At 32.9% G+C, this 25766-nt stretch carries 19 protein-coding genes and 1 riboswitch; of the genes, 15 read left to right on the top strand and 4 right to left on the bottom strand.

Going from position 1 to position 25766, the window contains the following annotated elements:
- Positions 1-5 precede the first annotated feature (5 nt).
- Entirely contained in the window at positions 6-641 is a 636-nt protein-coding gene (locus OIU80_RS14965; protein ID WP_264287795.1) for a nitroreductase family protein, read from the bottom strand.
- Between the two features lie 260 nt (positions 642-901).
- On the opposite strand from OIU80_RS14965, the gene OIU80_RS14970 reads away from it, so the two are divergent.
- On the top strand, positions 902-2017 hold the full coding sequence (locus OIU80_RS14970) for a Fe(II)-2OG oxygenase family protein (protein ID WP_264287796.1): 1116 nt from the start codon (positions 902-904) through the stop codon (positions 2015-2017).
- A 442-nt stretch (positions 2018-2459) separates the two neighbouring features.
- Here the strand turns inward: OIU80_RS14970 and OIU80_RS14975 are convergent, their stop codons facing one another.
- Positions 2460-6317, bottom strand: coding sequence for a M43 family zinc metalloprotease (locus tag OIU80_RS14975; protein WP_264287797.1), 3858 nt, complete (start codon positions 6315-6317; stop codon positions 2460-2462).
- A 431-nt stretch (positions 6318-6748) separates the two neighbouring features.
- Complete coding sequence (locus OIU80_RS14980; protein WP_264287798.1) at positions 6749-7594, bottom strand: AraC family transcriptional regulator; 846 nt, start codon at positions 7592-7594, stop codon at positions 6749-6751.
- 114 nt (positions 7595-7708) lie between these two features.
- Between OIU80_RS14980 and OIU80_RS14985 the strand changes: the two genes are divergently transcribed.
- The 7 genes from OIU80_RS14985 to OIU80_RS15015 all read left to right on the top strand — a co-directional run bounded on the left by OIU80_RS14985 (position 7709) and on the right by OIU80_RS15015 (position 14706).
- Positions 7709-8488, top strand: a complete 780-nt coding sequence (locus OIU80_RS14985) for an acetolactate decarboxylase (RefSeq protein WP_264287799.1) — start codon at positions 7709-7711, stop codon at positions 8486-8488.
- A 28-nt stretch (positions 8489-8516) separates the two neighbouring features.
- Entirely contained in the window at positions 8517-9938 is a 1422-nt protein-coding gene (locus OIU80_RS14990) for an L-dopachrome tautomerase-related protein (RefSeq protein ID WP_264287800.1), read from the top strand.
- Between the two features lie 35 nt (positions 9939-9973).
- Positions 9974-10330, top strand: coding sequence for a hypothetical protein (locus tag OIU80_RS14995; RefSeq protein WP_264287801.1), 357 nt, complete (start codon positions 9974-9976; stop codon positions 10328-10330).
- Between the two features lie 306 nt (positions 10331-10636).
- The gene (locus OIU80_RS15000; RefSeq protein ID WP_264287802.1) at positions 10637-11587 is read left to right on the top strand and encodes a polysaccharide deacetylase family protein; all 951 of its coding nucleotides are present in this window, start codon (positions 10637-10639) and stop codon (positions 11585-11587) included.
- Positions 11588-11599: 12 nt separating this feature from the next.
- On the top strand, positions 11600-12613 hold the full coding sequence (locus OIU80_RS15005) for a zinc-binding alcohol dehydrogenase family protein (protein ID WP_264287803.1): 1014 nt from the start codon (positions 11600-11602) through the stop codon (positions 12611-12613).
- Positions 12614-12852: 239 nt separating this feature from the next.
- Entirely contained in the window at positions 12853-13713 is an 861-nt protein-coding gene (locus OIU80_RS15010) for a hypothetical protein (protein WP_264287804.1), read from the top strand.
- Positions 13714-13884: 171 nt separating this feature from the next.
- The gene (locus tag OIU80_RS15015) at positions 13885-14706 is read left to right on the top strand and encodes an alpha/beta hydrolase (protein WP_264287805.1); all 822 of its coding nucleotides are present in this window, start codon (positions 13885-13887) and stop codon (positions 14704-14706) included.
- A gap of 128 nt (positions 14707-14834) precedes the next feature.
- Here OIU80_RS15015 and OIU80_RS15020 read toward each other — a convergent pair whose 3' ends face one another.
- Positions 14835-15296 carry a DUF1810 domain-containing protein gene (locus tag OIU80_RS15020; RefSeq protein ID WP_264287806.1) on the bottom strand — a complete coding sequence of 154 codons (462 nt, stop codon included), beginning with the start codon at positions 15294-15296 and terminating at the stop codon, positions 14835-14837.
- A 348-nt stretch (positions 15297-15644) separates the two neighbouring features.
- Positions 15645-15853: riboswitch (cobalamin riboswitch) on the top strand.
- A gap of 117 nt (positions 15854-15970) precedes the next feature.
- Between OIU80_RS15020 and OIU80_RS15025 the strand changes: the two genes are divergently transcribed.
- From OIU80_RS15025 to OIU80_RS15055, 7 genes are all read left to right on the top strand, one after another.
- Positions 15971-18022 carry a TonB-dependent receptor gene (locus tag OIU80_RS15025; protein ID WP_264287807.1) on the top strand — a complete coding sequence of 684 codons (2052 nt, stop codon included), beginning with the start codon at positions 15971-15973 and terminating at the stop codon, positions 18020-18022.
- Positions 18019-19164, top strand: a complete 1146-nt coding sequence (locus OIU80_RS15030) for a YncE family protein (RefSeq protein ID WP_264287808.1) — start codon at positions 18019-18021, stop codon at positions 19162-19164. The genes OIU80_RS15025 and OIU80_RS15030 overlap by 4 nt, the downstream gene beginning before the upstream one ends.
- A gap of 12 nt (positions 19165-19176) precedes the next feature.
- Entirely contained in the window at positions 19177-20472 is a 1296-nt protein-coding gene (locus tag OIU80_RS15035) for a cell surface protein (RefSeq protein WP_264287809.1), read from the top strand.
- 41 nt (positions 20473-20513) lie between these two features.
- Positions 20514-21752: a hypothetical protein gene (locus tag OIU80_RS15040; RefSeq protein WP_264287810.1), complete on the top strand. Its 1239-nt coding sequence runs from the start codon at positions 20514-20516 to the stop codon at positions 21750-21752.
- A gap of 7 nt (positions 21753-21759) precedes the next feature.
- Positions 21760-22986: a hypothetical protein gene (locus tag OIU80_RS15045; protein WP_264287811.1), complete on the top strand. Its 1227-nt coding sequence runs from the start codon at positions 21760-21762 to the stop codon at positions 22984-22986.
- 60 nt (positions 22987-23046) lie between these two features.
- The gene (locus tag OIU80_RS15050) at positions 23047-23994 is read left to right on the top strand and encodes a DUF4465 domain-containing protein (protein WP_264287812.1); all 948 of its coding nucleotides are present in this window, start codon (positions 23047-23049) and stop codon (positions 23992-23994) included.
- Between the two features lie 305 nt (positions 23995-24299).
- The gene (locus tag OIU80_RS15055) at positions 24300-25724 is read left to right on the top strand and encodes an amino acid permease (RefSeq protein ID WP_264287813.1); all 1425 of its coding nucleotides are present in this window, start codon (positions 24300-24302) and stop codon (positions 25722-25724) included.
- Positions 25725-25766: the final 42 nt, after the last annotated feature.

Here is a 25766-nt window from a genome sequence, read left to right on the forward strand (position 1 = left end):
AATATTTATTGCAGGTACATCACTTTTTTGGATAGGGGAGTTCTCTTTTTCCTTGACATTTCTAAGTCTTCTGGATAATATCCCAGATAAAGTATGCCTAATGATTTTTCGTTTTCGGTCAAACCGAATTGCGCTATATAATCTATAGCTACATTTTTGGTGCTCCAATAATTTCCGATATTGTTGGCTGTACAGGTTAATGCCATGTTTTGCACTGCAGATGATACAGCAGCAATTTCTTCCCATTCAGGTAGATTGATCTTGCGATTCTGAACAAGGATTATCCCAATCATGCAAGTTGCATTAAGAGCATAATTGCGTAAATAGTCTAGTTTTTCTTCAAGTGCTTCTGGCGAAAGCTGTTTTGCATAAAATTCAGTGTAATAATTAGCCATATATTCTCCATATTCCTGGAGGTATTTGCCTCTTAAAACGATAAACCTCCACGGTTCTGTCATTTTATGATTGGGTGCCCAAGTTGCATTTATCAGGATTTCATCTAGTAGTTCATTTGGTAATTCTTTTTTTACATATTGATCCGCATAAATACTTCTTCTATTGCGAATATTCATCGATACAGTTCTGGACTCATCAGAATAATTTGATCTCGCTATTTTACTGGGGTCGCTATTAAATTTCATTTTTTTTCAATTTTTTTTCAAAAAAGCTATTGTTATTTCAAGTAAATAAAAATATATTTGTAAGTACTTTTTATTTAGACTAATTAAAAACAAATGTATAAATTAATATTAATAAACTAAAAAAAAATGAAAAATTTTATACGAATGCCTGTACAGACAGATAATACAGCCCCAAATCTACTTTTGTATAATACTTGTTATAAATAGCTTATGTCTTTTTATTTCAAATATATTCTAACAACCATAAACGTTTTTAAAAAATGAAATCACAAACTTTAATTTCAGTTGAAGAACCAGCTGAGGCAAGCCAGTCTTTTGAAATTCCTACAAAGCCTTTGATTATTGAGGTTACACAGCAAGAGAGAAATATTTTATCGAATGTTGGTAACCTTCTGGTTAAAGCATTCGACCATTATGAAAATCCAGAATATATTGCTGCACTGCATCTTCATGCTTTTCAATTATTACCAGAACGAATTACGAGAATCTTAAGTCAATTTGGATCTGATTTTTCAGCCAATCAATACGGGGCAATAGTCTTTCAGGGACTTTTAGAAGTTGATCAGGATGATTTAGGACCAACACCTCCTAACTGGCAAGGAGCTGACCATAGTAAATTGAATAAATACGGTTTTATTTGTTCGCTTTTGCATGGTGCAGTACCATCTAAACCAGTACAATATTATGCTCAGAGAAAGGGCGGAGGGGTATTGCATGCCGTAATTCCAGATGAAAAAATGTCGACTACACAAACAGGATCGGGCTCTAAAACCGATTTATATGTACACACCGAAGATGCTTTCTTACTCAATCAAGCCGATTTTTTAAGTTTTTTATATCTAAGAAATGAAGAGAGAGTACCATCAACCTTGTATTCGATTCGCTCTCATGGAGCCGTAAATGCTAATATGGAAAAGCTATTCGAGCCTATTTACCAATGCCCCAAAGATGCAAACCATGATGATGAAGATTCAGGAGCAGGTCCAACCGCTTCTGTATTATACGGAAATAGGCAACTTCCTTTTATTCGCTTTGACGCAGCAGAACAAATTTTTAATGAAAATGCTGGACAAACTCCAGAAGCGCTAAGTTATCTAACAGATTTTTGGAACGAAGCTAAAACACTTATCAATAGTGAATATGTACCAAATTCGGGTGATGTTATTTTTGTAAACAACCATTTATGCGCTCATGGACGAAGTGCTTTTGTTGCCGGACAAAGAGAAGAGAATGGCAAAATCGTAAAATGTGAACGCAGACAAATGTTAAGAATGATGAGCAAAACCAGTTTGATACATATGCGATCTGTAACTCATACCAATGATCCTTATTTTGTAATGGAAGAACATTTGGGTAAAATTTTTGATTTAGACTAAAAAGTAGTTTGAAATCTATACAATAAAAACTCAGCTAATCTCTACTAGATTGCCTGAGTTTTTTGCTGTTTTTTTAATTAAATTTTTTATTTATATAAACATATTTAAATAGCTTGTTTTTAATATTATTGTTTTAATTTAATAGAATTAATTTAGAGTAAATACTACATGTTTTAATTCGCAAAGCAACCTCTATATGTTTTATTATTAAAAGCTTCAGCTGAGCGATATTTATCTCTTTCTTTGAATTGCTAATTATGTCACCCCACTGAGGTTTATTAAAAAATAACAATATTTATTTCTATAAACATGGTGTCCCAATGAGACTTACTTATTTGATGATTTTAAAAATTTAATTAATCTAACAGATAATAAAAAACCGCTGAAAGTTATTCTTTCAGCGGTTTCATTTTTATGATTGCTTTGCAATGCTAGAAAATTATCATTTTATCAATAATTTTTTACTTTGTTTAAAAGCTCCATCGGTAAGTATAACATGATAAATACCTGTTGGCAAATTCTTGACAGTGTAATTAGATGTATTGCGTACTGTATCGATTACAACTCCATTATTGTTGTAAATGGTAATTACTGCGTTTGCACTATCTACATTTTCAAAAGAGAAGTTTACAACATCTGAAGCAGGGTTTGGAAACATCGTAAATGATTTATTTCCATTTAAAGGATCATAGGCTTCAGCCCCAGCAAGAGGAAGGTTTATATCAAGATAACTACTCCAATCGCTTGTTCCAGCTGCATTAACTGCTCTTACTCTAAATCGATATGCAGTTTCTGTTCCTTGTTTTGGAACCCATAAATAATAAGTTGTAGATGTTCCTGTAGTTGCCCATCCAGTTGCAGCTTTATATAATTGCACTTCGTAACTTGTTGCATTTGCAACTTGTGTCCACGATGCATAGAACCCTTGAGCGTAAATTCCAGAATTCGTAATGTTTGTAGGGGTTGCCAGAGTTACAGGATTTGGGTTTGATGGTCCAAAAGTTACTGTATAATCTTCAACTTCACCATCACCAATACTACCACATACAACCGTTGGGTTTGAATTGTATTTCATTATAATACGCATTCTTGTTGTTCCAGTTGCATCATTTGCCACCGTAAAATTGCCAGTAACTGTACCATTTGACGAAAGTCCATTGATTACTTTCTCAGAAGCTTCGAATGTGTTGTTTTTATTGTAATCTATCCAAATTCCCCAAGATTCTGTATAATTAGAACTAGAGAAACCAGGCGTTAAACTTACAGGTGTACTTGCATTTGGTGTTAATGTAATATTCTTAGAAGTATAATTTCCGTATCCCGATGCATCGGCAACAGATTCATTTGTAAAACTTCCTATAACAACATCTTTAATATACTCATATTGATTGGCTCCATTAGCTGCACAATAAGCACCAGTACCAGCGATTACAGCTGTAGCAACATTAGAATAATCTGAAAATGTTGTATTAGCATTTGCTCGTACTTTATAAGTGTAAGTACTTCCAGCTGTTAAACCTGTATTGGTATAGGAAGCAGCATTTGCTCCAAGTGTTGCAATAACACTATAAATACCATCTGCTGAAGCTCTTTCTACAGTATAGGCTGTTTCGTTTGTAGCATTATCTGTCCATGTTAGTACCGCTTGAAGAGTTGTAGCGTTAGGAGTTGCCACTAAATTTGTTGGAGCAGTAACTGTTGTTCCGCTTGTTGCTCCCGCTACTATAGCTTCAAAAGGTTTGGTATTATAAGCATAATCGGTAATAGAATATCCATCTCCGCTAGCTGTAACTTTTACTTTAAACCATCCGTAACAAGTTCTTCCTCTGCTGGTGTATTCAAAACCCACATAACCAGTTTGATTGTCCCAAGTTGTGTAAGTTGCTGTACGTAAATCCAATTGATCAGGATACGCAGCACCAGGTGTTACAAAAATGCTCGATGAACCTATAGAAGTACCAGCAGCAATTTTGGCAATATTTCTTGTGCCAGTTATTCCGACTAATCTTTTGCCGTAAGTTTCAATTTTTAATGCATTGGCTGCAAATTGCCAAGCACCATATTCAGTATTATCGCCAATACCTAAATCAATATATTTCCAAGTAGCAGCAGGAGAAACTACAAAGTCGGGATTATCTACATAAACGATTCCATAAGGAGCATCAAATTTTATGTTTATTGTTTTTGCTGGATTGTCAAGAGTTGTTATTCCGCCAGTTATTGCTGCATCTTTAAATGTAACTACGACAGCAGCATCATTAGCAGGCAAATGTGGGTTTGCCTTTCCTGTCAATGTAAGTCTTACTTTGGAATTGCTTTGTAATGTTAAAACTACCGTTAAACCAGTTGGTACTCCCGAAATAGTATAATCAGTTCCAGCTGTAAAAGTTCCTGTGCTTTTTGTGAAAGTTCCATTATTGGTCGATAAGGAGATTTCTGTATTTGATGTGATTCCACCATCGTTTGCATCCGCTTCATATAATGTATTTGCAGATAACACAACAGCAGTTTTAGCTGTCATTCCAGTATATATCGATGCACCAGGTTGTGTATTGTAAGCATATTCAGAGACTGTATATCCATCTCCATTTGCTGCAACGGTAACTTTGAACCATCCATAGCAGGTTAAACCATCTATCAGATAATCAAAACCAACATATCCTGATTGTCCATCCCAATTTGTATAAGCTGCAGTACGTAGATCCAATTGGTTTGGATATGCTCCCGGAGCTGTAAAATTACTTGCAGGACCTACTTGTGTATTTGATCCTAACAGCGAAATGTTTTTGGTTCCTGTTTGACACACTAATTTTTTAGCATAGGTCTCGATTTTTAGTGCATTGGCAGCAAATCTCCAACCTCCAAAAGCAGGATCATCACCTTTTTCTATTTCAAAATATTTCCAAATTAAAGCCGATGAAACGGTTACGTCAGGCATATCAACAAAAAAAATCCCATAAGGATTTACAAATTTAAAGTCGAAATATAAGCTTGTGCAAGATAAACCTGTTGTACCACCTGTAAATGCTGCTGGTAAAAATGCTATAGCTCCTTTTGTATTATTGGTTAATAAATGATTTGTAGCTTTTCCTGTTAAGGTAACAGTTATTTGTGAATTGGAATTAACAGTTAGTATGGGGGTGATCCCTGCTGGAAATGTGTGAGTGAAGTGTGTTCCCGATAGCATTGTTCCAGAACTGAGAGCTAGTGTTTTTGTTCCTGATAGTGTTATTATCGATGATGTGTCGAAAGAACCATCATTTGGAACAGCTTCTTTAAAAGAATTTTTATTAACTGTTAGTAAACTTCCACTATTATTAACTCCAGTTGCAATGAGATTGCTTTCTTGCCAAAGGGTTTTTCTTGCGGGATGTTCTAAGGCTGCTAGCATCCGGTCTATTTGACCTTGTGTGTACATTTTATAACATCCTTGTGCTCCGTTGTAACCCATGTAATTTTCATTATTTACCCGATCGCCGTTACAATTTGTTCCTTGGGTGCAGGCTAATGTATGGAGTCCATCTTCAAGTGGAGTATCTGCTACTTCGTCTGATCCTGTGCATCCTCCTTCAAAAGTGTGGATCAAATTCATGAAATGTCCAAATTCATGAGTCAATGTAGCCGAAAATTCTTTGCTGTATGAGTTATCATATAAATAAGCTCCATTAAAAACAACCCTTGCTGTGTTGCTAGCAGTCATTCCTGAATCGGGATACCAAGCGACACCTGAGTTGTTGAGTGTTCCATCTTGGTAAAGATCATTTTGGATATAAACGTTCATGTATTTTGTATTATCCCAGGCATCGGCAGCAATTTGATCATCGTATCCACCTCCATTACCGTATCCATTTTTAGCGGAATGAAAAACAACTCCTGAGGTACAGCCTCCATTGGGGTCAATTTTAGCGAGCTTAAATTCGATGTTTAATGTGCCTCTTCTACCTTGAAAAAAGGGATCAACGGTTGCATAATCAGCATTACGTCCATTAAAATCATCATTAAGTTGAGCGAGATGATTTACTATTTTTTCGTAGGTAACGGTTTTTCCGCTTTGAACATCTCCATATATGTGAAAAACGACGGGAATTACATAGGATGTTTGTAGTAGTTTGGAAGTTTTGGATTTCCGTTCTGAGCTGAACTTTTTACTAAAGGCATCAAAATTTTGTTTTTCTTTCAATGCGTTGGGGTTCTGTTTGTAGATTTTGTCATTTTCTTCTTTTGCTCTACATGGTAGTCCTTGAGCACTAACTTTAAGAATGAAAATGAACGCCATAAATAATAATAATTTTGGTTTCATGATTTTTTTGGGGTTTGTTAATAATGCGACCAAAGTTATCCCAATAGCTGAAAATAAGATTATACTATTTTATTGTGTTTTGATATAAAATAATCCAATAAATTAACTTTAAAATTGTATTAAGCGTTTTTATTTTCATAATTATATATATTTAATTCATGTAAATTAATACATTATTGAATTAAGCGCATCTATTGAATGCACGAAAAGCCTAGGTTTTTGTTATAAAAAAGTTTTTTTTACTTTAATTTGTTTGAAAAAGACATCAACTTTAAATTAAAAATTTACGTTTAGAAAAAAGAAAGAATACAAAAAGATAAGAAACTCAAAAATGAATTTCTTAAATAGAGTAGTAGAGAGTTGTAAAATAGAAATTATACTCTTATTTATTTTAATAGAGTAAATGAGCCTTATTTTATGTAGTAAACCAATTATGGTTTCATAAATCCAGTAGGACTTACTTTCTTGTATTTTTTATATATTTTATTAAAATGACTTGCATCTGTAAAGCCTAATTTGGCAGCAATTTCATTTACATTATGACGGCCATTTTTAAGTAGTTGATCAGCAGCTTTTAGTTTAGTTTGAATAATGTGTTGCTGAATAGAAACGCCACTATGTTTTTTTACATAAATACTAATATAATTAGGAGACATAGCAAATAACTCCGCAATATTTTCAATACGCATTTTCTCTGCATCTAATGCATGTAAGCGAGTATAACCCAGAATCTGATTTAGTTTGTCTAGCTCTGTATTGCTCGGGCATTGGTCACCATGTTTTGAAGTTGAATGACTTCTTGCTACCATCATCATAACCGCCCCAAAAAGCTCTAGTACAACTTCTCGACTGTAAGCACATGTTTTAGCAAACTCGATTAATAATATTTGCAATAGGCTGCAAATATGTTTTTTATCGTCTATATCTGTTATCAAAGTCCCATCTACAGCAGAAGGGTTTTGTAGAAGCACCTTAATAACTTCCATCCATTTGGCCGTTTTACCTCCCTCAAGTTTTTCTATAAAAAGCTGTTCTGTAAATTTTATAAAAATGAAACTTGTATTTTCTTCTATCTCAAAAGAGTGAGAATCTTCTGGTCTTAATAAAAAAACATCTCCTTCCTTATAATTAAACATAGTATCGTTTAGAACATGGTTTCCAGAACCTTTTTCTATAAAAATGAATTCATAAAAATTGTGCTTGTGTGTTGGAAATTCCCATTCATCCAGTTGTAGTCTAAATACATTTAAGGAATGATAACTTGTAAAACGTTTCATATGTTGGTAATAAATTTGTACAAAAATACAATGAAAAAATACAACCAGACTCATTTCTTAACAAATATCTTTGTTTTTATAATCTGACTATATAATCAAATGATAAATAAAGTGATGAGAAAAAAATTAGCAACAATAAGTTCTATTATTACCACAATTAGCTTTCTAGCAGTAAATGGGCAAGTTCAAGAAGAGAAACCAATTTTCCATTATTCTGTAATGGATGCCATGCGTAATGGTGTTTACATAGGTGATCTTAGCATTAAATCTCTTGGAGCCAAAGGGAGTTTCGGATTAGGTACTTATAACCATCTTGATGGCGAAATCATTGCCCTTGACGGTGTTTTTTATCGCATAGCCTCGAATGGACATGTTTCAAAAGCTGAATATAAACGTGAGGTACCTTTTGCCGCTGTTACTTTTTTTAGAGCTGATAAAAAATACGAGATGAGTGGTATTAAAAATATCGAAATGCTTCAAAAGGAGATTATGAGTAAACTTCCTTCAGCAAATACGCCTTATGCAATACGTATTGAAACTGTTTTCGAATCAATTGTAGTCGGTGGAGCAAATAAACTTGAAGAAATGAATACTACTGGTTTGGCTGAGTTAATGAAAACAAGGCCTTTATACAAAAAAGAGCATGTATCTGGAACTATGGTTGGCTTTTACAATCCTCCCACTTTTGCATCTATAGATTTATCACCTTTCCATTTTCACTTTATATCAGATGACAAAACGTTTGGCGGACATTTGGTTTCTGGAGAATTATCTTCTGTAAAAATAAAAATTAGTATAGACGAAAAACCAGGTTACGAGGTTCTTTTGCCAAAGCAAAATAAAACCTTTGACACCCCTTGGCCACAACAAAGTGATATAAAAAGTTCATATTAAATATTCAAAACAATTAAATAAATACAAAATGATACGATTAAAATTAGCAATACTAGCGGTTGCGGTAGTGAGTTTGTTTACAAGCACAATATCGGCACAAAATATAAAAGAAATACAACATATTAAGTTTGACGATTTAGGATGGGAGCAGTTAGGAGATAAGCTTCAGCGTAAATATGTATATGGAGAGCAAGGAATGCTAGCATTATTTAAAATGGATAAAGGAGCGAAAGTTCCCTTGCATCAGCATCCTAATGAGCAAACATCATATATAACAAAAGGTAGCGTAAAAGTAACGATGCAGGGTAAAGATTATGTTGTTAAGGCTGGAGAAGTACTTATAATTCCGGGCAATATACCACATCAGTTTGAGTGCCTTGAAGATGGAACTCTAGATGTAGATTTCTTTGCTCCACCTCGTAAAGACTGGATAGAAGGTACTGCGAGTTATTTTGGTAATACAAATAAAACTAACAATAAATTAGAAGTTGTAGCTGCAATGGATATACGTCCGGGTGATGTTGCTGTATCAGCAGAAGGTCGTGTTTTTGCAACAATACATCCACTAGGAAGTCAAAAAACACAATTGGTAGAAATTGTAAATGGGAAAGCAATTCCGTATCCATCTAATAGTTATCAAAAAAATGGAGCAAAAGCCAATGATGCTAAATTTGATGTTATGTTAGGATTGATTTTTGATAAAAACAATCAACTATGGGTTATCGATATGGGACTTGAACTAGGGAAAACTAGACTTTGGGCTTTTGATATCAGTAAAAACAAAGTAACTCAAAAAATCGAATTGCCTTCATCTGTTGCTCCAAAAGGTACTTTTACTCAAGATGTAGCAATAGATGAAAAGAATGGTTTTGCCTATTTGGCTGATATTGCCAATCCGGGGATCCTTGTTTTGAATTTAAAAACTAAAAAAGTACGCAGATTTAGCGGACATTCTTCATTACAAGCAGAAGATAAAGACATGATTATTAAAGGTAAAGTTACCCATTTTTGCGGTAAACCAGCCCGTGTAGCTATTGACCCTATTACACTTTCTAATGATAGAGAAACCATATTCTTCGGGTCTATGAATGGTAATTCATGGTATAAAGTGCCTGCAAAACTATTAAGAGAAAGGAAAAGTGATGCTATAATTAGTAACTCAATAGAAAAAGTAGGAAATAAACCTTTTAGTGATGGAGCAATTACTGATGCTGATGGCAATCATTATTTTACTAACTTGCAAGAGCATGCAATTACAAAATTAGATGTTACTGGTAAATTGACTAATATCATACAAGATAATGAGAAATTACTATGGCCAGATAATGTTTACCAAGGTCCAGACGGGTGGATGTATATTTCGGTGAATCAACTTAATAGTTCTCCTGCATTTACAGGAGCAGGTGATGAGGGTAATCCACCTTATTATATTTATCGTTTTAAGAAATAGATAATTATTTAATAAAATCAATATTTAAAGCAACTATGTTTACATTCTTCAAAATTTCTGTTTATACAGCTGTAGCAGCTTTGTTTATTCTGAGTTTAATAACAATTAGTGATGTTTTTATTCATAGCAATCAACTTCAATTTTATATTTTGACTATTATAACAGCAATAATTTTTTTCGCTATAGGTTTTACTGGAATTGTTGTTTATAAAAATTTCAAGAATATTTATCAGCATATATCAAAAGAGGATGAGCAGAATTTAGCTAGGGTATCTGTTCGGAAATTGTTATTAATTTTTGGGCTCATGGCAATTGCAATAACACTGTTCACATGCTCACTTTGTATGGGATTATTAGAAAGAATGAATGATGGAACTGCTTTATTTGGTTAAATGAAATAGGTAACAATTAAAATATACTTTTAATTAACTTTGGTTAAACAAAACACACAATGATTTTTTTATAATTTCATTGTGTGTTTTTCTTTTTTATAGATTGTAAAAGTTTACCAAATCACTACAATACAGTGTTTTGTATTTGTTTTTTTTGCTATTAAGTCATGAGTAATTTAGTGTAGGATTATAGCACATATACATTATAAAACTATTAATCGAAATTTACAACTATTCAATGATTTGTTACAAAATTATAAGCACTGTCTCATAGTAACTTTGTTAAAAATTTTAAACCTATAAATAATGATTTCAACTTTTTTAAAAACAAGCGTAGTTTTAATTAGTATACTATTCACATTTTTATGCAATGGACAAACTAAAAAAGAAAATAGTGCTAGAAATTGGCCAAATGGAGCACAATTAGTAATTTCTGTATCTATGCAATTTGAGACTGGTGGTCAGCCTGAAGGTGCCGAAAGTCCGTTTTCAGGAAGCCCACTACCAAAAGGCCAGCCAGATTTGCCAGCGGAAAGTTGGTTTCGATATGGGGCAAATGAAGGCATTTACAGAATGCTGGATTTGTGGAAGAAATACAATATTAAAGTTACCTCACATGTGGTAGGAGAGGCAGCAGTAAAATATCCAAAAATAGCTAAAGCTATTGCAGATGGCGGTCATGAAATTGCAGCTCACGGAATCTCTTGGAGTAATCAATGGAATATGAATTACGCAGATGAATTGGCATTTGTAAAAAAAGGGATAGATACTGTTGAAGCAATTACAGGCAAAAGGGGAGTAGGTTATAATGCAAACTGGCTACGCAGAAGTCCTAACACCTTGAAAGTATTACAAGAACTTGGATTTTTATATCATATAGATGATTTAAGTCGTGACGAACCTTTTATTACTAAAGTAAATGGTAAAAATTTTGTGGTAATGCCATATACGTTGCGTAATAATGATATTGTAAATGTAGAAGGAAAACATTGGAGTCCTGATCAATTTTTATGGCAATTAAAAATGGAATTTGATCAGCTTTATGAAGAAGGTGCAACCAAAAGAAGAATGATGTCTATTAGTTTTCACGACAGAATAGGAGGGACTCCAGCAATGGTAAGAGCTATGGACAGTTTTATTAAATATACAAAAACTAAAAAAGGAGTTGTATTTATGAGAAAGGATGACATTGCCAAAATGGTCTTGAATGATCCAAAAACACCGATTGATAATGCAGAAGAAAAATATAATAACTAAAAAAATATAATTATGAAAGCAATAGGATTTAAAACATCACTACCAATAGTAGAACAAGATAGCTTTATAGAATTTGAAACCGCAAAACCTACACCTGGATTAAATGATTTATTGGTAAAAATCAATGCAATATCCGTAAATCCAGTCGATTTTAAAATTCGCCAGAATAGTGCTCTAAATACAGTTTTAGAAACACCAAAAATTATTGGTTGGGATGCCGTAGGTATTGTAGAAGCCATTGGTAAAAATGTAAACTTATTTGAAATTGGTGACGAAGTGTATTATGCAGGAGATATAACTAAACAAGGAAGTAATGCAGAGTATCAAATTATAGATCAACGCATTGTAGGCAGAAAACCAAAATCACTTACAAACCCAGAAGCAGCAGTTATCCCATTAACAGGTTTGACTGCTTGGGAAATACTATTTGATCGTATTCGCATTAACCCAGAAAAAGATAAAGGCAAAACAGTTTTAATAATTGGTGGTGCTGGAGGAGTAGGATCTATTGCTATTCAATTGGCAAAAAAAATAGCAGGTTTAACTGTCATTGCAACTGCTTCTCGTCCAGAAACGATTGCTTGGTGCAAAAAGCAAGGAGCCGATTATGTGGTTAATCATAAAGATTTAATTTCTTCGGTTAGAGCATTAGGTTTTCAAAATGTTGATTTTATTCTCGATTTTGTAGATACAAATTCCTATTGGGATATAATGGTCGAGCTTATTAAACCACAAGGACATATTGCCTCTATTACTGGGAGCAGTGATCCAATAGCTTTAAATAAATTAAAAAATAAAAGCGCTTCGTTCTCATGGGAATTAATGTACACGCGTTCAATGTTTCAAACAGATGACATGCTTGAGCAACATATTATCCTTAATAAAATTGCTGATTTATTAGATGAAGGAACACTTCAGTCAACCTTAAATGAAACGTTTATTGGTTTTACGGCAGATAATATTAAAAAAGCGCATCAATTTTTGGAATCTGGAAAAACAATCGGAAAGATTGCTATTAAATTTTAAAATAAAGAAAAATGAATTATCAAGAATTATTATTCATCAAGACGAACGTATAAAGCCTGTGTTTATCAGCCATTAAAACAAATTTAATATAGGTTTTAAATGAAAAAATATTTATTTTTATACTATCAATTTACCTATAAATGACATTTTTTTAAACAATTGAAGGCGTGGTTATTGTCGTATTCAAAAATTCTGCTAAATGTATTTAAATTGTATCTAACTTTTAAATTTTGATAAAAATGAAAAATCATATTCTAAAGAATATCATCTTTTTTGCAATCCTTTTTTGTACTGTAATTTCTGCATCTGCCCAAGATAAAGTTGATACCGTTGTTATGTTAAATGGTGAAAAAAGAGAAGGAAAGGTCGTTTCTGTAAAAGATGACGCCATTAAGTTTGTATATAAAGGTGAAGGCCTTGAATATGAATTTAAAAAATCGGATATAAACGTAATTGTATTTGCGAGCGGACGAACCGAAGTAATAAATAAAGGTACGAATTCTGAAGTTGCATCTTCAACAGTTACATCAACAGGCAGAAAAGGGAAAATAGCTATATTGCCTTTTGAGTTTATATCTAATAATTCTTCTCTAAATGTTAATGCAATGGCAGAGCAATTACAATCAGATAGTTATCTTTCTATAAAAGAAAATACCAATGGGCTGGAATTGCAGGATCTTATTACGACAAATAGTATTTTAGCAAAGAGTAATATTTCATATGCTAATTTAAAATCTATAAGCCCAAAGGAAATGGCTGCATTACTTGGTGTCGAAAACGTAGTATACGGAATTGCTAATGTAACCAATAAAGGAACTTCTTCTTATGGAAGTGGTGTCACTAGTTATAATGACAAGGAAACTCAAAATAAAGAGGGTAGAAAAGCAACAACAAAATCATCAGGTTCTGCATACAATTCTAATAATGCTACTACAATGATTAACTATGAAACTAAAATTAATCTGAATATTTTTAATGATAAAGGAGCAAATTTATATTCAGAATCAAGAAACTCTTTTGGAACTGGATTTGATGCTTATCACGCTACAATCAATTATCTTATAAAGCGTTGTCCTTTTGGTTCTAAAGCAAAACATTAACTGTTTTAAAAGTTAAAAAAAGGATTACAAGTTCCTCTTTATTGAATTTTCTCATAATTCAAAAACTAAAAAGGTGTATATGCAAAGAAATAAAATTTTAATCCATCAACATATGTAAACATTTTAGACATTTTTATGTTTGACTTTTGTCATATCAATAAAAATAAAAAAATGAAAACATTACTTACTACAGTTGGACTACTTGCATTATCGTTATCAATTTCTGCTCAGAAAATCATTCATAAGAATGTATATAGCAAAAAGATGAATAAGGAAATTGAAACCGTAATTATTACCCCAAAATTTGTAAATGGTGAAAAATATAAAACCATTTATATACTTCATGGTTACAGCGGTAATCCCGATAGAACTTATAAACAGGATATTCCAGATCTTGTTAGCAAATCTCAAAAAAATATGACTATTTATGTATTACCCAATGGTAATTTTAATAGTTGGTATGTAGATAGTCCGGTTGATAAATCTTCTCAATATCAAACCTTTATAGGAAAAGAATTAGTAGAATTTATCGATGCTAATTATCCAACAATTCAGAACAGAAATTTTAGAGGAATCTTAGGATGGAGTATGGGAGGATATGGCGCAACTAATATTGGAATTGCCTATCAAAATACTTTTTCGATAGTAGGCAGCTCCTGTGGTGCATTAGATTTTAATCGATTTGGTGAAAGTTTTCATAATTATCAAGTAGATAAAGTTTTAGGTGATTTTGCAAGCTTACCAAAGCAATACTTAACATTTGATAAAACGAAACAAATGCAATCATCAAATCAGTTTTATATATTCGATTGCGGTATTGAGGATACGCAAATGATAGATATGAACAGAGATTTTCATAAACTCTTAACCAATGAAAAAATTGAACATCTATATATAGAATCTCTAGGCGAACACGATACAAAGTATTGGAGTAAAGCGCTATCTAATCAATTGGCTTTGTTTGAAAACTATTTTAATAATGAGAAAATGTAAAGATTATGCTGTTTTTTTGATGTATAAAATGACATAAATATAAAACTAAAAAGACACTACAGATTTGCAATAGCAAAATACAACGTAGTGTCTTTTTTGAGTAAATAATCTATTGATGTGTTGTACAATTACAGCACAGTTGTTTCAATAGATGCCTCTATAATTGAATTAATAATGGACAAGGTAAGTGGGTCTTGTTCTCCTGAAAAGAAGGTGTCTAATACTTCCTGAAAAATGGGATTACTATTTTCTATCAAAGTAAAAAGCGTCATTGAAGATCTCAATTTTCTAGCTTCTAGTTCTCCTAAAATTGATTCGGCTGATTTCATTTTAAAAGTTAGTATTAACTCCGAAATCTCGATAAGGTGTTTTCCTAAAATAGGATGAGCAGCAAATTCTGCAGCTTCTTTTAAATCAGTAATGGCATAAAATTTAGCAGTATCGCTAGTACCCAATCCTGCAATTTGGGGGAAAATAAACCACATCCAGTGAGCCTCTCTTTTTCCTTTTTTAATTTCAGAAAGAGCAGTAAGATACAGCTGGTTTTGTGCTTCTAAAAAACGGATTAAATCATTGTTTGAGTGTGCCATTGTAATGTTATATGGTGTAAAAAAAGGGTGCAAAAGTACTAAAAAAGATAGGTACTTCCTAATGGAAGACTCAGACTATGTGAGTTTTATGACTAAGTTGAGTAATAATCTTACTTAAATAGCTCCGTGAAATAGTTTCGATTTGTAGATGTAATTTTAAAATTAATCATGGTTAATAACATCCCTTTGCAATGCCTGAATTTTAAAGCGTATTGAATGATTTTACAGCCAAAAACTAATCAAATGAATAGAATCAGTCATTTAAATATTTCGCATTATTCTTTATGATTTTATTATAAAAATTATAATTTAATTAAATAACAATTATTTTTTATGAAGTATAGTTATATCTTTACCCAAAATTTTGGTCTATTTTTTTCTTTAAGTTTAAGAGAAAATAGTTAAAAGGGAATCAGGTGCAAATCCTGAACAGGCCCGCTACTGTAAGTTCTATATAAGTCTTTAAACGTTACTAATACCACTGTTTGCTCTAGCAAATGGGAAGGTTGTTTAAAGATGGAACAAGTCAGGAGACCTGCCAAAATCACATAGTTTAAAACTTTCGAGGAACAAAGTTGAAGAACAAGAAATTCACCCTATTATTCTATAATGGGCTTTTTTTCTTATGCTTCTGTATTATTATACCCCGATAAGTTTTTATAATTTATTTAGTGATGTATAATAGAAACAAAGTCCTTTTATTCGGTTTAACGTTATTTACTCCATTTTTGCTTTACTCTCAAGCATCTAATGACAGTATCCGCAAATTAAAAGAAGTAATTCTAAAGGCTAAGCCTTACCAAGAAGTAATTCCTGTACAAAGTCTTTCAGGTAAATTATTAGAAAATTTAGCGAGTCATAATGTTGCCGATGCGCTTCGTTATTTTGCAGGAACCCAAATTAAAGATTATGGTGGTCTTGGAGGACTTAAAACTGTAGATGTCCGTAATATGGGAACGCACCATGTAGGTGTTTTTTATGATGGAGTACAGTTAGGTAATGCACAAAACGGAGTTACAGATTTAGGCAAATATTCCTTGGATGACATGGAATCACTTACGATGTATAACGGTCAAAAAAGTGAAATTTTTCAATCCGCAAAAGACTTTGCAGCAGCATCTACTATTTATTTAAGAACAAAACGGCCTGTTTTTGAAAATGCAAAAAAAACAAATTTATTGGTCCGATTTAAAACCATGTCTATAAATTATTTTGATCCGTCTTTTAGGTGGGAACAAAAATTAAGTAACAAGGTGAGCATGAGCGTAAGTTCTGAATATATAAAATCTAACGGGCAATATAAATTTAGATATAAAAGAAACAATCTAGATGGTAGTGTAGCATACGATACTACTGCTACCAGACACAATAGCGATATAGAAGCACTTCGAATAGAATCTGGCTTTTACGGAAAATTAAATAATGGTTCTTGGGATGCCAAAGTTTATTATTACGATTCTGATAGAGGAGCTCCGGGGGCAATTGTCGAGAATAAGTTTTCTGATGGTTTCAGGCAATACGATAAAAATTTCTTCACACAAGCTTCACTAGTAAAAGATTTTTCTAAAAAGTATAAATTTCAAGCAAAGGTAAAATATGCTTATGATTATACGCATTATGTTGCCAGAGATACCACAAATATATTAGGTGAAATAGTAACAGAGGGCGCACAGTCAGACGATAGTTATTATCAACAAGAAATATACTTTTCAGCAGTAAATATGTATAACATATTACCCACATGGGATGTTTCGTTATCTACAGATTTTCAATATAACAAACTCAACGCCACGAGAAAGGGAATTCAAACTCAGTTTTCTTTTCCGCAACGTTATACAGCTTTATTCTCTTTGGCAAGCTCCTTCAGACTTGGACAATTTAAGGCTTTAGGTAGTGTTGTTGGTACTTATGTTCAGGAAGAAGTACGATATAATGCAAAAGCTCCTGATAAAAAAGAGTTCACCCCAGCATTATTTATTGGTTATACCCCTTTTAAAGACTATGATTTTAATTTAAGAGCATTTGCAAAGCGTATTTTCAGAATGCCAACTTTTAATGATTTGTACTATACTATGGTTGGGTCAAGCACTTTGAGACCAGAGTATATGAATCAGTACGATGTTGGATTTACCTATAATTTACCCATGGTTAATAATGGTTTTTTAGACAAATTATCTATTCAGGTCGATGGCTATTATACGAATACTAAAGATAAAATAGTAGCAGCACCTACAGGAAATTTATTTCGTTGGATGATGACCAATATGGGACAAGTAAAAGGAAAGGGTATCGAATCGGTACTTAATGTAGGGATGCATATTGGTAAAGTAAATTTAGCAACTAATCTTACCTATACGTATTCTGAAAGCAGGGATTACACCAAATTTGCAGGTTTAGAATTATCATCTTACGGAGACCAAATACCTTATACACCATGGCATAGTGGGTCAGCAATACTAAATGCGGGTTATGAATCTTGGAATTTTAACTACAGTTTTATATATGTAGGAAAACGATATAACGGAAATGTAAATAATATAAAGGTCAATGAGGTACAACCTTGGTACACACATGATTTATCAATGCAAAAATCTTTTGCGATTAGCAATTATTTGATAAAGGGGACAATAGAACTTAATAATGTACTCAATCAGCAGTATGAGGTAATATACAATTACCCAATGCCAGGTCGTACACTAAAATTTATAATCAGTATTGAGCTATGAAAAAGATAACAACAAAATTTATATTAGGTTTATTTATAGCTCTGACTTTTACCTCTTGCAGAGAAGAAGAAACCATTTTTCCATCATTAGATAAAAGCGTTGCTGCTCCAAGAAGTGATGGCAAAATAGAAGGATTTTATCTCCTTAACGAGGGAAATATGGGGATGAACAGAGCCAGCATCGATATATTTAATTATAGAACAGGTAATTATACAACTGATATTTATTCTGAACGTAATCCTACGGTAGTAAAAGAGTTAGGTGATGTAGGTAACGATATAAAAATATATGGAAACAAAGTTTATGCGGTAATTAATTGCTCAAATAAAGTTGAAGTAATAGATAAATGGACTGCAAAACGCATAAAAAAAATAGACATTCCTAATTGTCGATATGTAACTTTCTATAAAGATAAAGCATATGTAAGTTCCTATTCAGGACCAGTGGCCATTAATCCAAACGCAGAAATAGGCTTTGTTGCAGAGATTGACACAACATCATTAGAAATTAAACGCAAGGTAAATGTAGGGTATCAGCCAGAACAAATGGTAGTGAGTAACGGAAAATTATATGTTGCCAATTCAGGAGGTTACAGAGTCCCAAATTATGACAGAACAGTATCTGTAATAGATCTTGAAACTTTTACCGAAATAAAAAAGATAGATGTTGGCATCAACCTTTATAGTATGCAAATAGACAGTCGTGGAGATATTTATGTAAGCTCCAGAGGAGATTATTATAATACACCATCGAATCTTTTTGTAATTGATACCAAAACAGATGAGAAAAAAATGCAACTCGATATTCCGGTTTTAGGAATGTGTTTAGTAGATGATTTACTCTATTTCTATAGTGTATCGTGGAGCTATCTTACTAATAGTAATAAAGTAACCTACGGAATATTAGACACAAAAACTAAGAAAATAATAAGCGATAAGATAATCACAGACGGTACAGATAAACAAATAATGATTCCTTATGGATTACAAGTAAATCCCGAAACTAAAGAAATTTATATCACCGATGCACAAAATTATGTTGTAACAGGCTATATCTATTGCTTTACTCCAGAGGGAAAATTAAAATGGAAAACCACAGCAGGAAATATACCTGCACATATTGCTTTTATAACCAAAAACTAAAATAGTAAAATCATGTATAACAAATCTTTAAAACATTTCCGAACGCTATTATTTATGCTCGCAGCAGCATTGGCTACCAACTGTTCCAGTGGTGACGATAGTGCGGATAATGGCAATCCGCCAACGGGAGGTATAGGAAACAATGAGTATAATGCGCAAAGAGCAACAATAGTGTCAGTTACTGCAAATATCGCAGTAAGTACAGATGCAACGTATAGCTGGAGTGTAATAAATGCTCCATCCGATAATTATTCTTTAGCAAATGCCACAGCAAAAGAAGCCTTGTTTGCAGCAGCAGAAATTGGAACTTATGAACTAGGAGTAGTTATAAATGACAAGGGAAATACGCAAACACAAAAGGTTAAAGTATATGTAAACAAAGAAGCTAAAGAATACAAAACCTTTATAGCCAAAGTATTTGATTTTAAACCTGCTCCTGGGCAATTCATTAATGACTTACCAGCGGCCAATGATGGAGAAACATTCGATAAAATTTTAACTAGAGCTAATTCTTATTTAACCAAGAAAAACGGAGATCTAATTTCCCTTGGTGCATTTGGGGGTTATATCGTTTTTGGATTTGATCATACAATTGTAAATGTAAAAGGCAAACGTGATTTTAGAGTCTTGGGAAATGCTTTTTGGGCAGACGCTAATCCAAATGCAGATGCAACCATGCGAGGAGGGAGCAGTGAAGCTGGGGTAATAATGGTGTCTTACGACAAAAATAAAAATGGACTTCCAGATGACGAATGGTATGAAATAGAAGGAGCTGGTCATAAAATGGAAAAAACCATCAAGGATTATGAAATCACTTATTATAGACCCGATCCAAATAAAATACCAGTACCAGGAGGCGGTACGGGAACAGTACTTTTTACGGATATAGAATACATATTATGGAAAGACAATCAAGGAAAAACGGGTTATTTGGCACAAAACAATGCTTATAATCACTCATTAGACTATTGGCCAAAATGGCTTAAAGATCAAGAAAAAATTACGTTTAAAGGCACAAGATTACCAGATAATGCAGTCGATGAAAGCGGGACTGGAAGTTACTTTGTTCAGTACGCATTTTTATACGGATACGCAGATAACGCTCCTAATAATGATGATGATTCAGCAATAGATATTGATTGGGCAATAGATAAAAACGGAAATAAAATTCATCTTCCGGGGGTTGATTTTGTAAAAGTTTACAACGGATTGAATCAACAAGCTGGATGGTTAGGAGAAACTTCTACCGAAATAATGGGTGCTACAGATTTGCACTTATTAGGAGAAAATATACCTACTCGAAAATAAACTAAACAGCACGTTAAATTAAAATTATAATACCATAAATTATGAAAAAAAATTGTACCTATTTATTATTTCTTGCCTTCTTATTTATAGGATGCAGCAGCAATGATGATGACGCTAAACCAGTAGAAGATGCTATAAATCCAACAGAAATTACACTTCAAGAAAAACATGAAGTATCTATATTTAATGTTTTAAATATAAGTAGTTCTACAACAGTAAAAAATCCAAATTACGAATGGGTTCTAACAAAAAATCCACTAAACAAAACTACAGATTCTATTGTAGGAAATTCTAAAGATTTAAGATTTATCGCATTATACTCAGGTACCTATGAACTAACATTAAATGTTTTGGCTGAAGGGAAAAAAGGAAGTAAAAAAACAATAGTAAATGTAACCACTGATGCTAAAAATTACAATCCGTATATAACAAGCATTTTTGATTTCGATCCAGCACCAGGAATGTTTGCCAATGATTTATTTAAAGTTGGCTTTACAAAAGAAGATGTTACACGAACCGCATTGGGCAGAATCAATGAAACCAATGTGGGATATCAGCTGGACTTAGGAGGTTTTGGAGGTTCTATTATTGTAGGCTTTGATCATACTGTTATCAATGTTGCGGGAGAAAGTGATTTTAAAGTGTATGGTGGCGATTTAACGGACAAAGCTAATCCACCAGCACCAGGATTAATATATGTTGCTTATGATAAAAATGGAAATGGAAAACCAGACGACGATGAATGGTATGAGATCATAGGAAGTCAGCATACAAAAGAAAATACAATTAAGAATTTCAAAATCACGTATCATAAAAAAGCTGTAGGAGCGCCTGTAGTAGTGGGAGGGCCTAATGATATGTTTTCAGATCGAGAACACATCTTTTGCGAAAATAATCAATCGGAGTCTTATTACATGCCAAGATCTAAAACCAAAAAAGAATATTATCCATTGTGGGCAGCTCAAAATACAGTTACATATGAAGGAACAAAACTCAATGTAGATTTTGTTACTGCACGTCCGGGGCAAACTACCTTATGGAATTTTACACCTCCACAATGGGGGTATGCCAATGCTGTTAACCCTAATATAGATATTGATTGGGCAGTAGATAAAAACGGAAAAAAAGCAAATCTTCCCGGAATTAATTTTATAAAAATAGTAAACTGTGTTAGCGAACCAATGGGACTTTGCCATCAGCAATCTTCAATGGCTACCAAATTTGCAGGTGCTGCAGATCTTCATCTATTAAAAAAATACAATTTAAAAAAAGTAAAATAATAAGCATATGAAAAAGTATTTAAAATATAGTTTGTTTCTAGTAGCTATTGGCACTTTTTATAGCTGCAGTAATGACGATTCAAAACCAGAAGATCCTAAACCAGAACCTGTAAAAGAGGCAGTTATTTCATTAAAGTTAGCTTCAGATTTTACTGTAAGCAGGTATAATGCCGTAGCAATAGATCCTGAAGTTACTATTGAAAACAGTAATAATGCTATTGCACAATACAAATGGACAATAAAAGTAACCCATACAGACGGAACTGTAAAAGATTCTATTATTGGAGATACAAAGACTTTGCAGTTTATAGCGCCTAAAGCAGCAAACTATGCTGTGGACTTAACTGTAACATTAGGTAAATTGGTAAAACAAGCTGCTACAAAAGTTACAGTTTCAGAAACTGGCAAAACCTATATTTCAAGAGCATTATCACTTATTGATTATTTACCTGCTCCTAGCTATAATAATGATAATCTTGTCTTTGGAACTAAAGCCGAAGTTATGACACAAATTCAGTCAGATCTTATAGAAGGAAATGATATTGGATTAGGGACTTTTGGCGGATTTATAGTTACAAAATTTGATCATACTGTTATAAACACTTACGGGAAACGTGATTTCACGATTCTAATGAATGAGAACAGCGGCAGCTTAAAATTTTCTCCTGTGAGCGTATATGTTGCCTATGATGCAAATAAAAATGGTATTGCAGACGAAAATGAATGGTACGAAATTGCAGGTAGTGAACATCATAAATCTACAACTATCAAAAATTATGAGGTTACATACAACAAACCAAATCCAGATAAACCAGCAGTAACAGGTACAAAAGACTGGCAATTTGATAAAGAGTATCTGAAATGGACAGATAATAAAAATGAATCCAGTTTTATTACAAAAACAAAAAAATGGAGACGCTATAATTATTATCCGCAATGGATGGGAGAGTCTTATACCCTAAAAGGAACAAAAATAAACTTGCCAATAAAAGATGTAAGCGATGGAGAAGGGACAACCTATAATGTAGGAACTTTTGAGTGGGGGTATGGAGGTATCAAAGATCCGTCAATAGATATTAGCTGGGCTGTAGACAATAACGGAAAGAAAGTTCATTTACCAGGAATTGATTTTGTTAAAGTATACGTTTCGACATTTGTAGTAGCAGGTGCTACAGACTTAGTAACCAGCCATTTTAAGCAAGCAGAAGATTTAAATTTCCCAAAAACCAAATAATTAAGCGAACCTATTCAAAAGCTATTCAACCAGAATATTAACCCCTAAATTTTATAAATAATGAAAAAAGTAATTTATTTTTTGACCGTTGGTTTACTTTTAGGACTTTCGTCCTGTAGTAACGAGGATGATGCTTTAATTGATGGAAGTGCAAATGCAGTAACAAACAGCGCAAATGCATCAACTAAAAGAATCCTTGCTGATCCTGCAATAGGAACAACAACAACCCTTAACCTTACCAATGCTCTATTAGCAAGCGGAACCACTACAACAGGTGGTAAATATTGGGAAAATACATATGTATCTAATACAAAATTAAGTGTAGATATCTTTACATTTTCGCACACCGCTACATCTGCAGGCTATAATTATTGGGATGGTTTTATTGTATCAAATGTAAATGACATTAAAGATTACGGTTCTGGAGCAGCTCCAGGTGGATCAGATGGTTGGGTGCCTCATCAATGGGGAACCATGGCAGGAAGCGGTTTTAATACTTCTTCTCCAATAGCACCGGGAACTCCAGGAACAACAGGAGATCCTTACATTGTTGCTTATTGGTCTAGTTATTTAGATCCTAAAAATCCACAAGGAACTACTTTTACTGAAACTGGTTTTTCAAACTGGATTAAAATCGGTAACACAGGACTATACGAAGTTAAAGGATTGAAAATAAATATGCACCCATGGCCTTATTATGGTTGTTTAAATGGAGATGGTTTTGCAAAGAAATTTGTCTCTGGTGATCATTTCGAATTATTAATTTATGGTGTTGATGAAAATGGAGTTATTTCAGCTCCAATCACGCATACATTAGCAAACCACACAGGATCTTCTCTTGTGATGCCAACAGGCTGGATTGATGTAACTGCAATTAAACTTGCCAACTTAGGAGAGGTGAAATATCTTATTTTCCAGATGGCTTCAACAGACTCAGATCCAACATACGGAATCAATACTGCAGCTTATTTTTGTTTAGATAAACTTTCAGTAAAACGAATAGATTAAAAATAGATCGTTTACCATACCAAAAGAGCCATTCAAAAGATGGCTCTTTTTTTTACCTCTTTTTTTACATAGTTACGTCTATTGCTTTATTCCTGAAGGTGTCTTGTCCTGAAATAACGATATACGAAAACAGTAATATTATTGTAAAAATTGCAAGAGCTACTTTTAATTTGAAATTTACCCACTTTATTTGATTATTTATTGGAGTTTTAGCCTAATGCATGCTTTGTACGATTCCTTTTTTAACTTATCTTCGCTCTTTATACATTTATGAGTAGATTTAACTCATTTAAAAAATTTAATTTGTGAAAAAAAACTATGAAGACGTAGAAGAGAATCAGCTTAAACGTGGGCTGACTAACCGCCACATTCAGTTAATTGCCTTAGGCGGATCAATAGGAACAGGTCTTTTCCTAGGTATTGGCCCAGCGGCTGTATTAGCAGGTCCATCAGTTATCTTAGGATATGCTTTAGCTGGAATTATCGCTTTTTTTATTATGAGACAACTTGGTGAAATGGTTGTTGAAGAACCTGTATCAGGAAGTTTTAGTCACTTCGCTTATAAGTATTGTGGTTCATTTGCGGGTTTTGCATCAGGTTGGAATTATTGGATTTTATATATTTTAGTTAGTATGGCTGAACTTACAGCCATTGGTGTATATGTGCAGTTTTGGTGGCCAGAAATTCCGCTCTGGGCATCCAGTTTATTTTTCTTTCTGGTTATTAATGCTTTGAATTTTGCCTCTGTAAAAGTTTATGGAGAAACTGAATTCTGGTTTTCAATCATAAAAGTAGTCGCAATTATTGCGATGATACTCTTTGGAACTTACTTATTAATAAGTGGTACAGGAGGAGAACAAGCGACAATTCATAATTTATATAACGACGGAGGTTTCTTTCCAAAAGGTTTCTTTGAAAAAACTGCAAATGGTAGTTTTCAAGGTTTATTAGCAGCAATGGCTTTAATTATGTTCTCTTTTGGCGGTTTAGAACTAATTGGAATTACGGCAGCTGAAGCAGAAAATCCAGAAAAAAATATTCCAAAAGCTACAAATCAGGTTATTTATAGAATCCTTATATTTTATGTTGGTGCATTGGTTATTCTGTTTGCTTTGTCACCTTGGCAACAAATAACTACAGATAGTAGTCCATTTGTAATGGTTTTCCAAAATTTAAATGGAATGGAATTCGAATTATTTGGCAACAAAATATTTTTTACGCGCCTAATTGCTAATGTGCTTAATTTAATTGTATTAACCGCAGCTTTATCAGTATATAATAGTAGTGTATATAGCAACTCACGTATGTTATATGGTTTAGCAGATCAAGGTAATGCACCTAAGTTTTTAATGAAGTTAAATAAGCAATCGGTACCTATTAATGCTATTTTAATTTCTTCATGTTTTGCGGCTATCTGTATTTTAATAAATAAAGTAATTCCTGAAGAGGCTTTTAGTATTTTAATGTCTTTAGTAGTATCTTCTTTGATTATTAACTGGGTTATGATTTCTTATACGCATCTAAAATTTAGACTTGCAAAAAACAAGGAAAATACAAAAACTAAATTTCCTTCATTATTTTATCCAGTGAGTAATTATATCTGTTTGGTATTCTTATTGGGAATTTTATCAATAATGTGGATTACTAATATGAAATTATCTGTAGAATTAATCCCTATTTGGCTGGGTATTCTTTTTATATGCTATAAAGTTTTTAAAACAAAAAAATAAGTAGATTTTACTACCTAATTCATTAATTAGGCATTGATTATC

The organism is Flavobacterium frigoritolerans, assembly GCF_025847275.1.
GTDB classification, from domain to species: Bacteria; Bacteroidota; Bacteroidia; order Flavobacteriales; family Flavobacteriaceae; genus Flavobacterium; species Flavobacterium frigoritolerans.

Bases quoted from the DNA above. Each gene is read 5' to 3' on its own strand.
- OIU80_RS14990 (WP_264287800.1), top strand. From the start codon at position 8,517: ATGATACGATTAAAATTAGCAATACTAGCGGTTGCGGTAGTGAGTTTG.
- OIU80_RS15015 (WP_264287805.1), top strand. From the start codon at position 13,885: ATGAAAACATTACTTACTACAGTTGGACTACTTGCATTATCGTTATCA.
- OIU80_RS14985 (WP_264287799.1), top strand. From the start codon at position 7,709: ATGAGAAAAAAATTAGCAACAATAAGTTCTATTATTACCACAATTAGC.
- OIU80_RS14980 (WP_264287798.1), bottom strand. From the start codon at position 7,594: ATGAAACGTTTTACAAGTTATCATTCCTTAAATGTATTTAGACTACAA.
- OIU80_RS15045 (WP_264287811.1), top strand. From the start codon at position 21,760: ATGAAAAAGTATTTAAAATATAGTTTGTTTCTAGTAGCTATTGGCACT.
- OIU80_RS15040 (WP_264287810.1), top strand. From the start codon at position 20,514: ATGAAAAAAAATTGTACCTATTTATTATTTCTTGCCTTCTTATTTATA.
- OIU80_RS15005 (WP_264287803.1), top strand. From the start codon at position 11,600: ATGAAAGCAATAGGATTTAAAACATCACTACCAATAGTAGAACAAGAT.
- OIU80_RS15035 (WP_264287809.1), top strand. From the start codon at position 19,177: ATGTATAACAAATCTTTAAAACATTTCCGAACGCTATTATTTATGCTC.
- OIU80_RS15020 (WP_264287806.1), bottom strand. From the start codon at position 15,296: ATGGCACACTCAAACAATGATTTAATCCGTTTTTTAGAAGCACAAAAC.
- OIU80_RS15010 (WP_264287804.1), top strand. From the start codon at position 12,853: ATGAAAAATCATATTCTAAAGAATATCATCTTTTTTGCAATCCTTTTT.
- OIU80_RS14995 (WP_264287801.1), top strand. From the start codon at position 9,974: ATGTTTACATTCTTCAAAATTTCTGTTTATACAGCTGTAGCAGCTTTG.
- OIU80_RS14970 (WP_264287796.1), top strand. From the start codon at position 902: ATGAAATCACAAACTTTAATTTCAGTTGAAGAACCAGCTGAGGCAAGC.
- OIU80_RS14965 (WP_264287795.1), bottom strand. From the start codon at position 641: ATGAAATTTAATAGCGACCCCAGTAAAATAGCGAGATCAAATTATTCT.
- OIU80_RS15030 (WP_264287808.1), top strand. From the start codon at position 18,019: ATGAAAAAGATAACAACAAAATTTATATTAGGTTTATTTATAGCTCTG.
- OIU80_RS14975 (WP_264287797.1), bottom strand. From the start codon at position 6,317: ATGAAACCAAAATTATTATTATTTATGGCGTTCATTTTCATTCTTAAA.
- OIU80_RS15000 (WP_264287802.1), top strand. From the start codon at position 10,637: ATGATTTCAACTTTTTTAAAAACAAGCGTAGTTTTAATTAGTATACTA.
- OIU80_RS15050 (WP_264287812.1), top strand. From the start codon at position 23,047: ATGAAAAAAGTAATTTATTTTTTGACCGTTGGTTTACTTTTAGGACTT.
- OIU80_RS15025 (WP_264287807.1), top strand. From the start codon at position 15,971: ATGTATAATAGAAACAAAGTCCTTTTATTCGGTTTAACGTTATTTACT.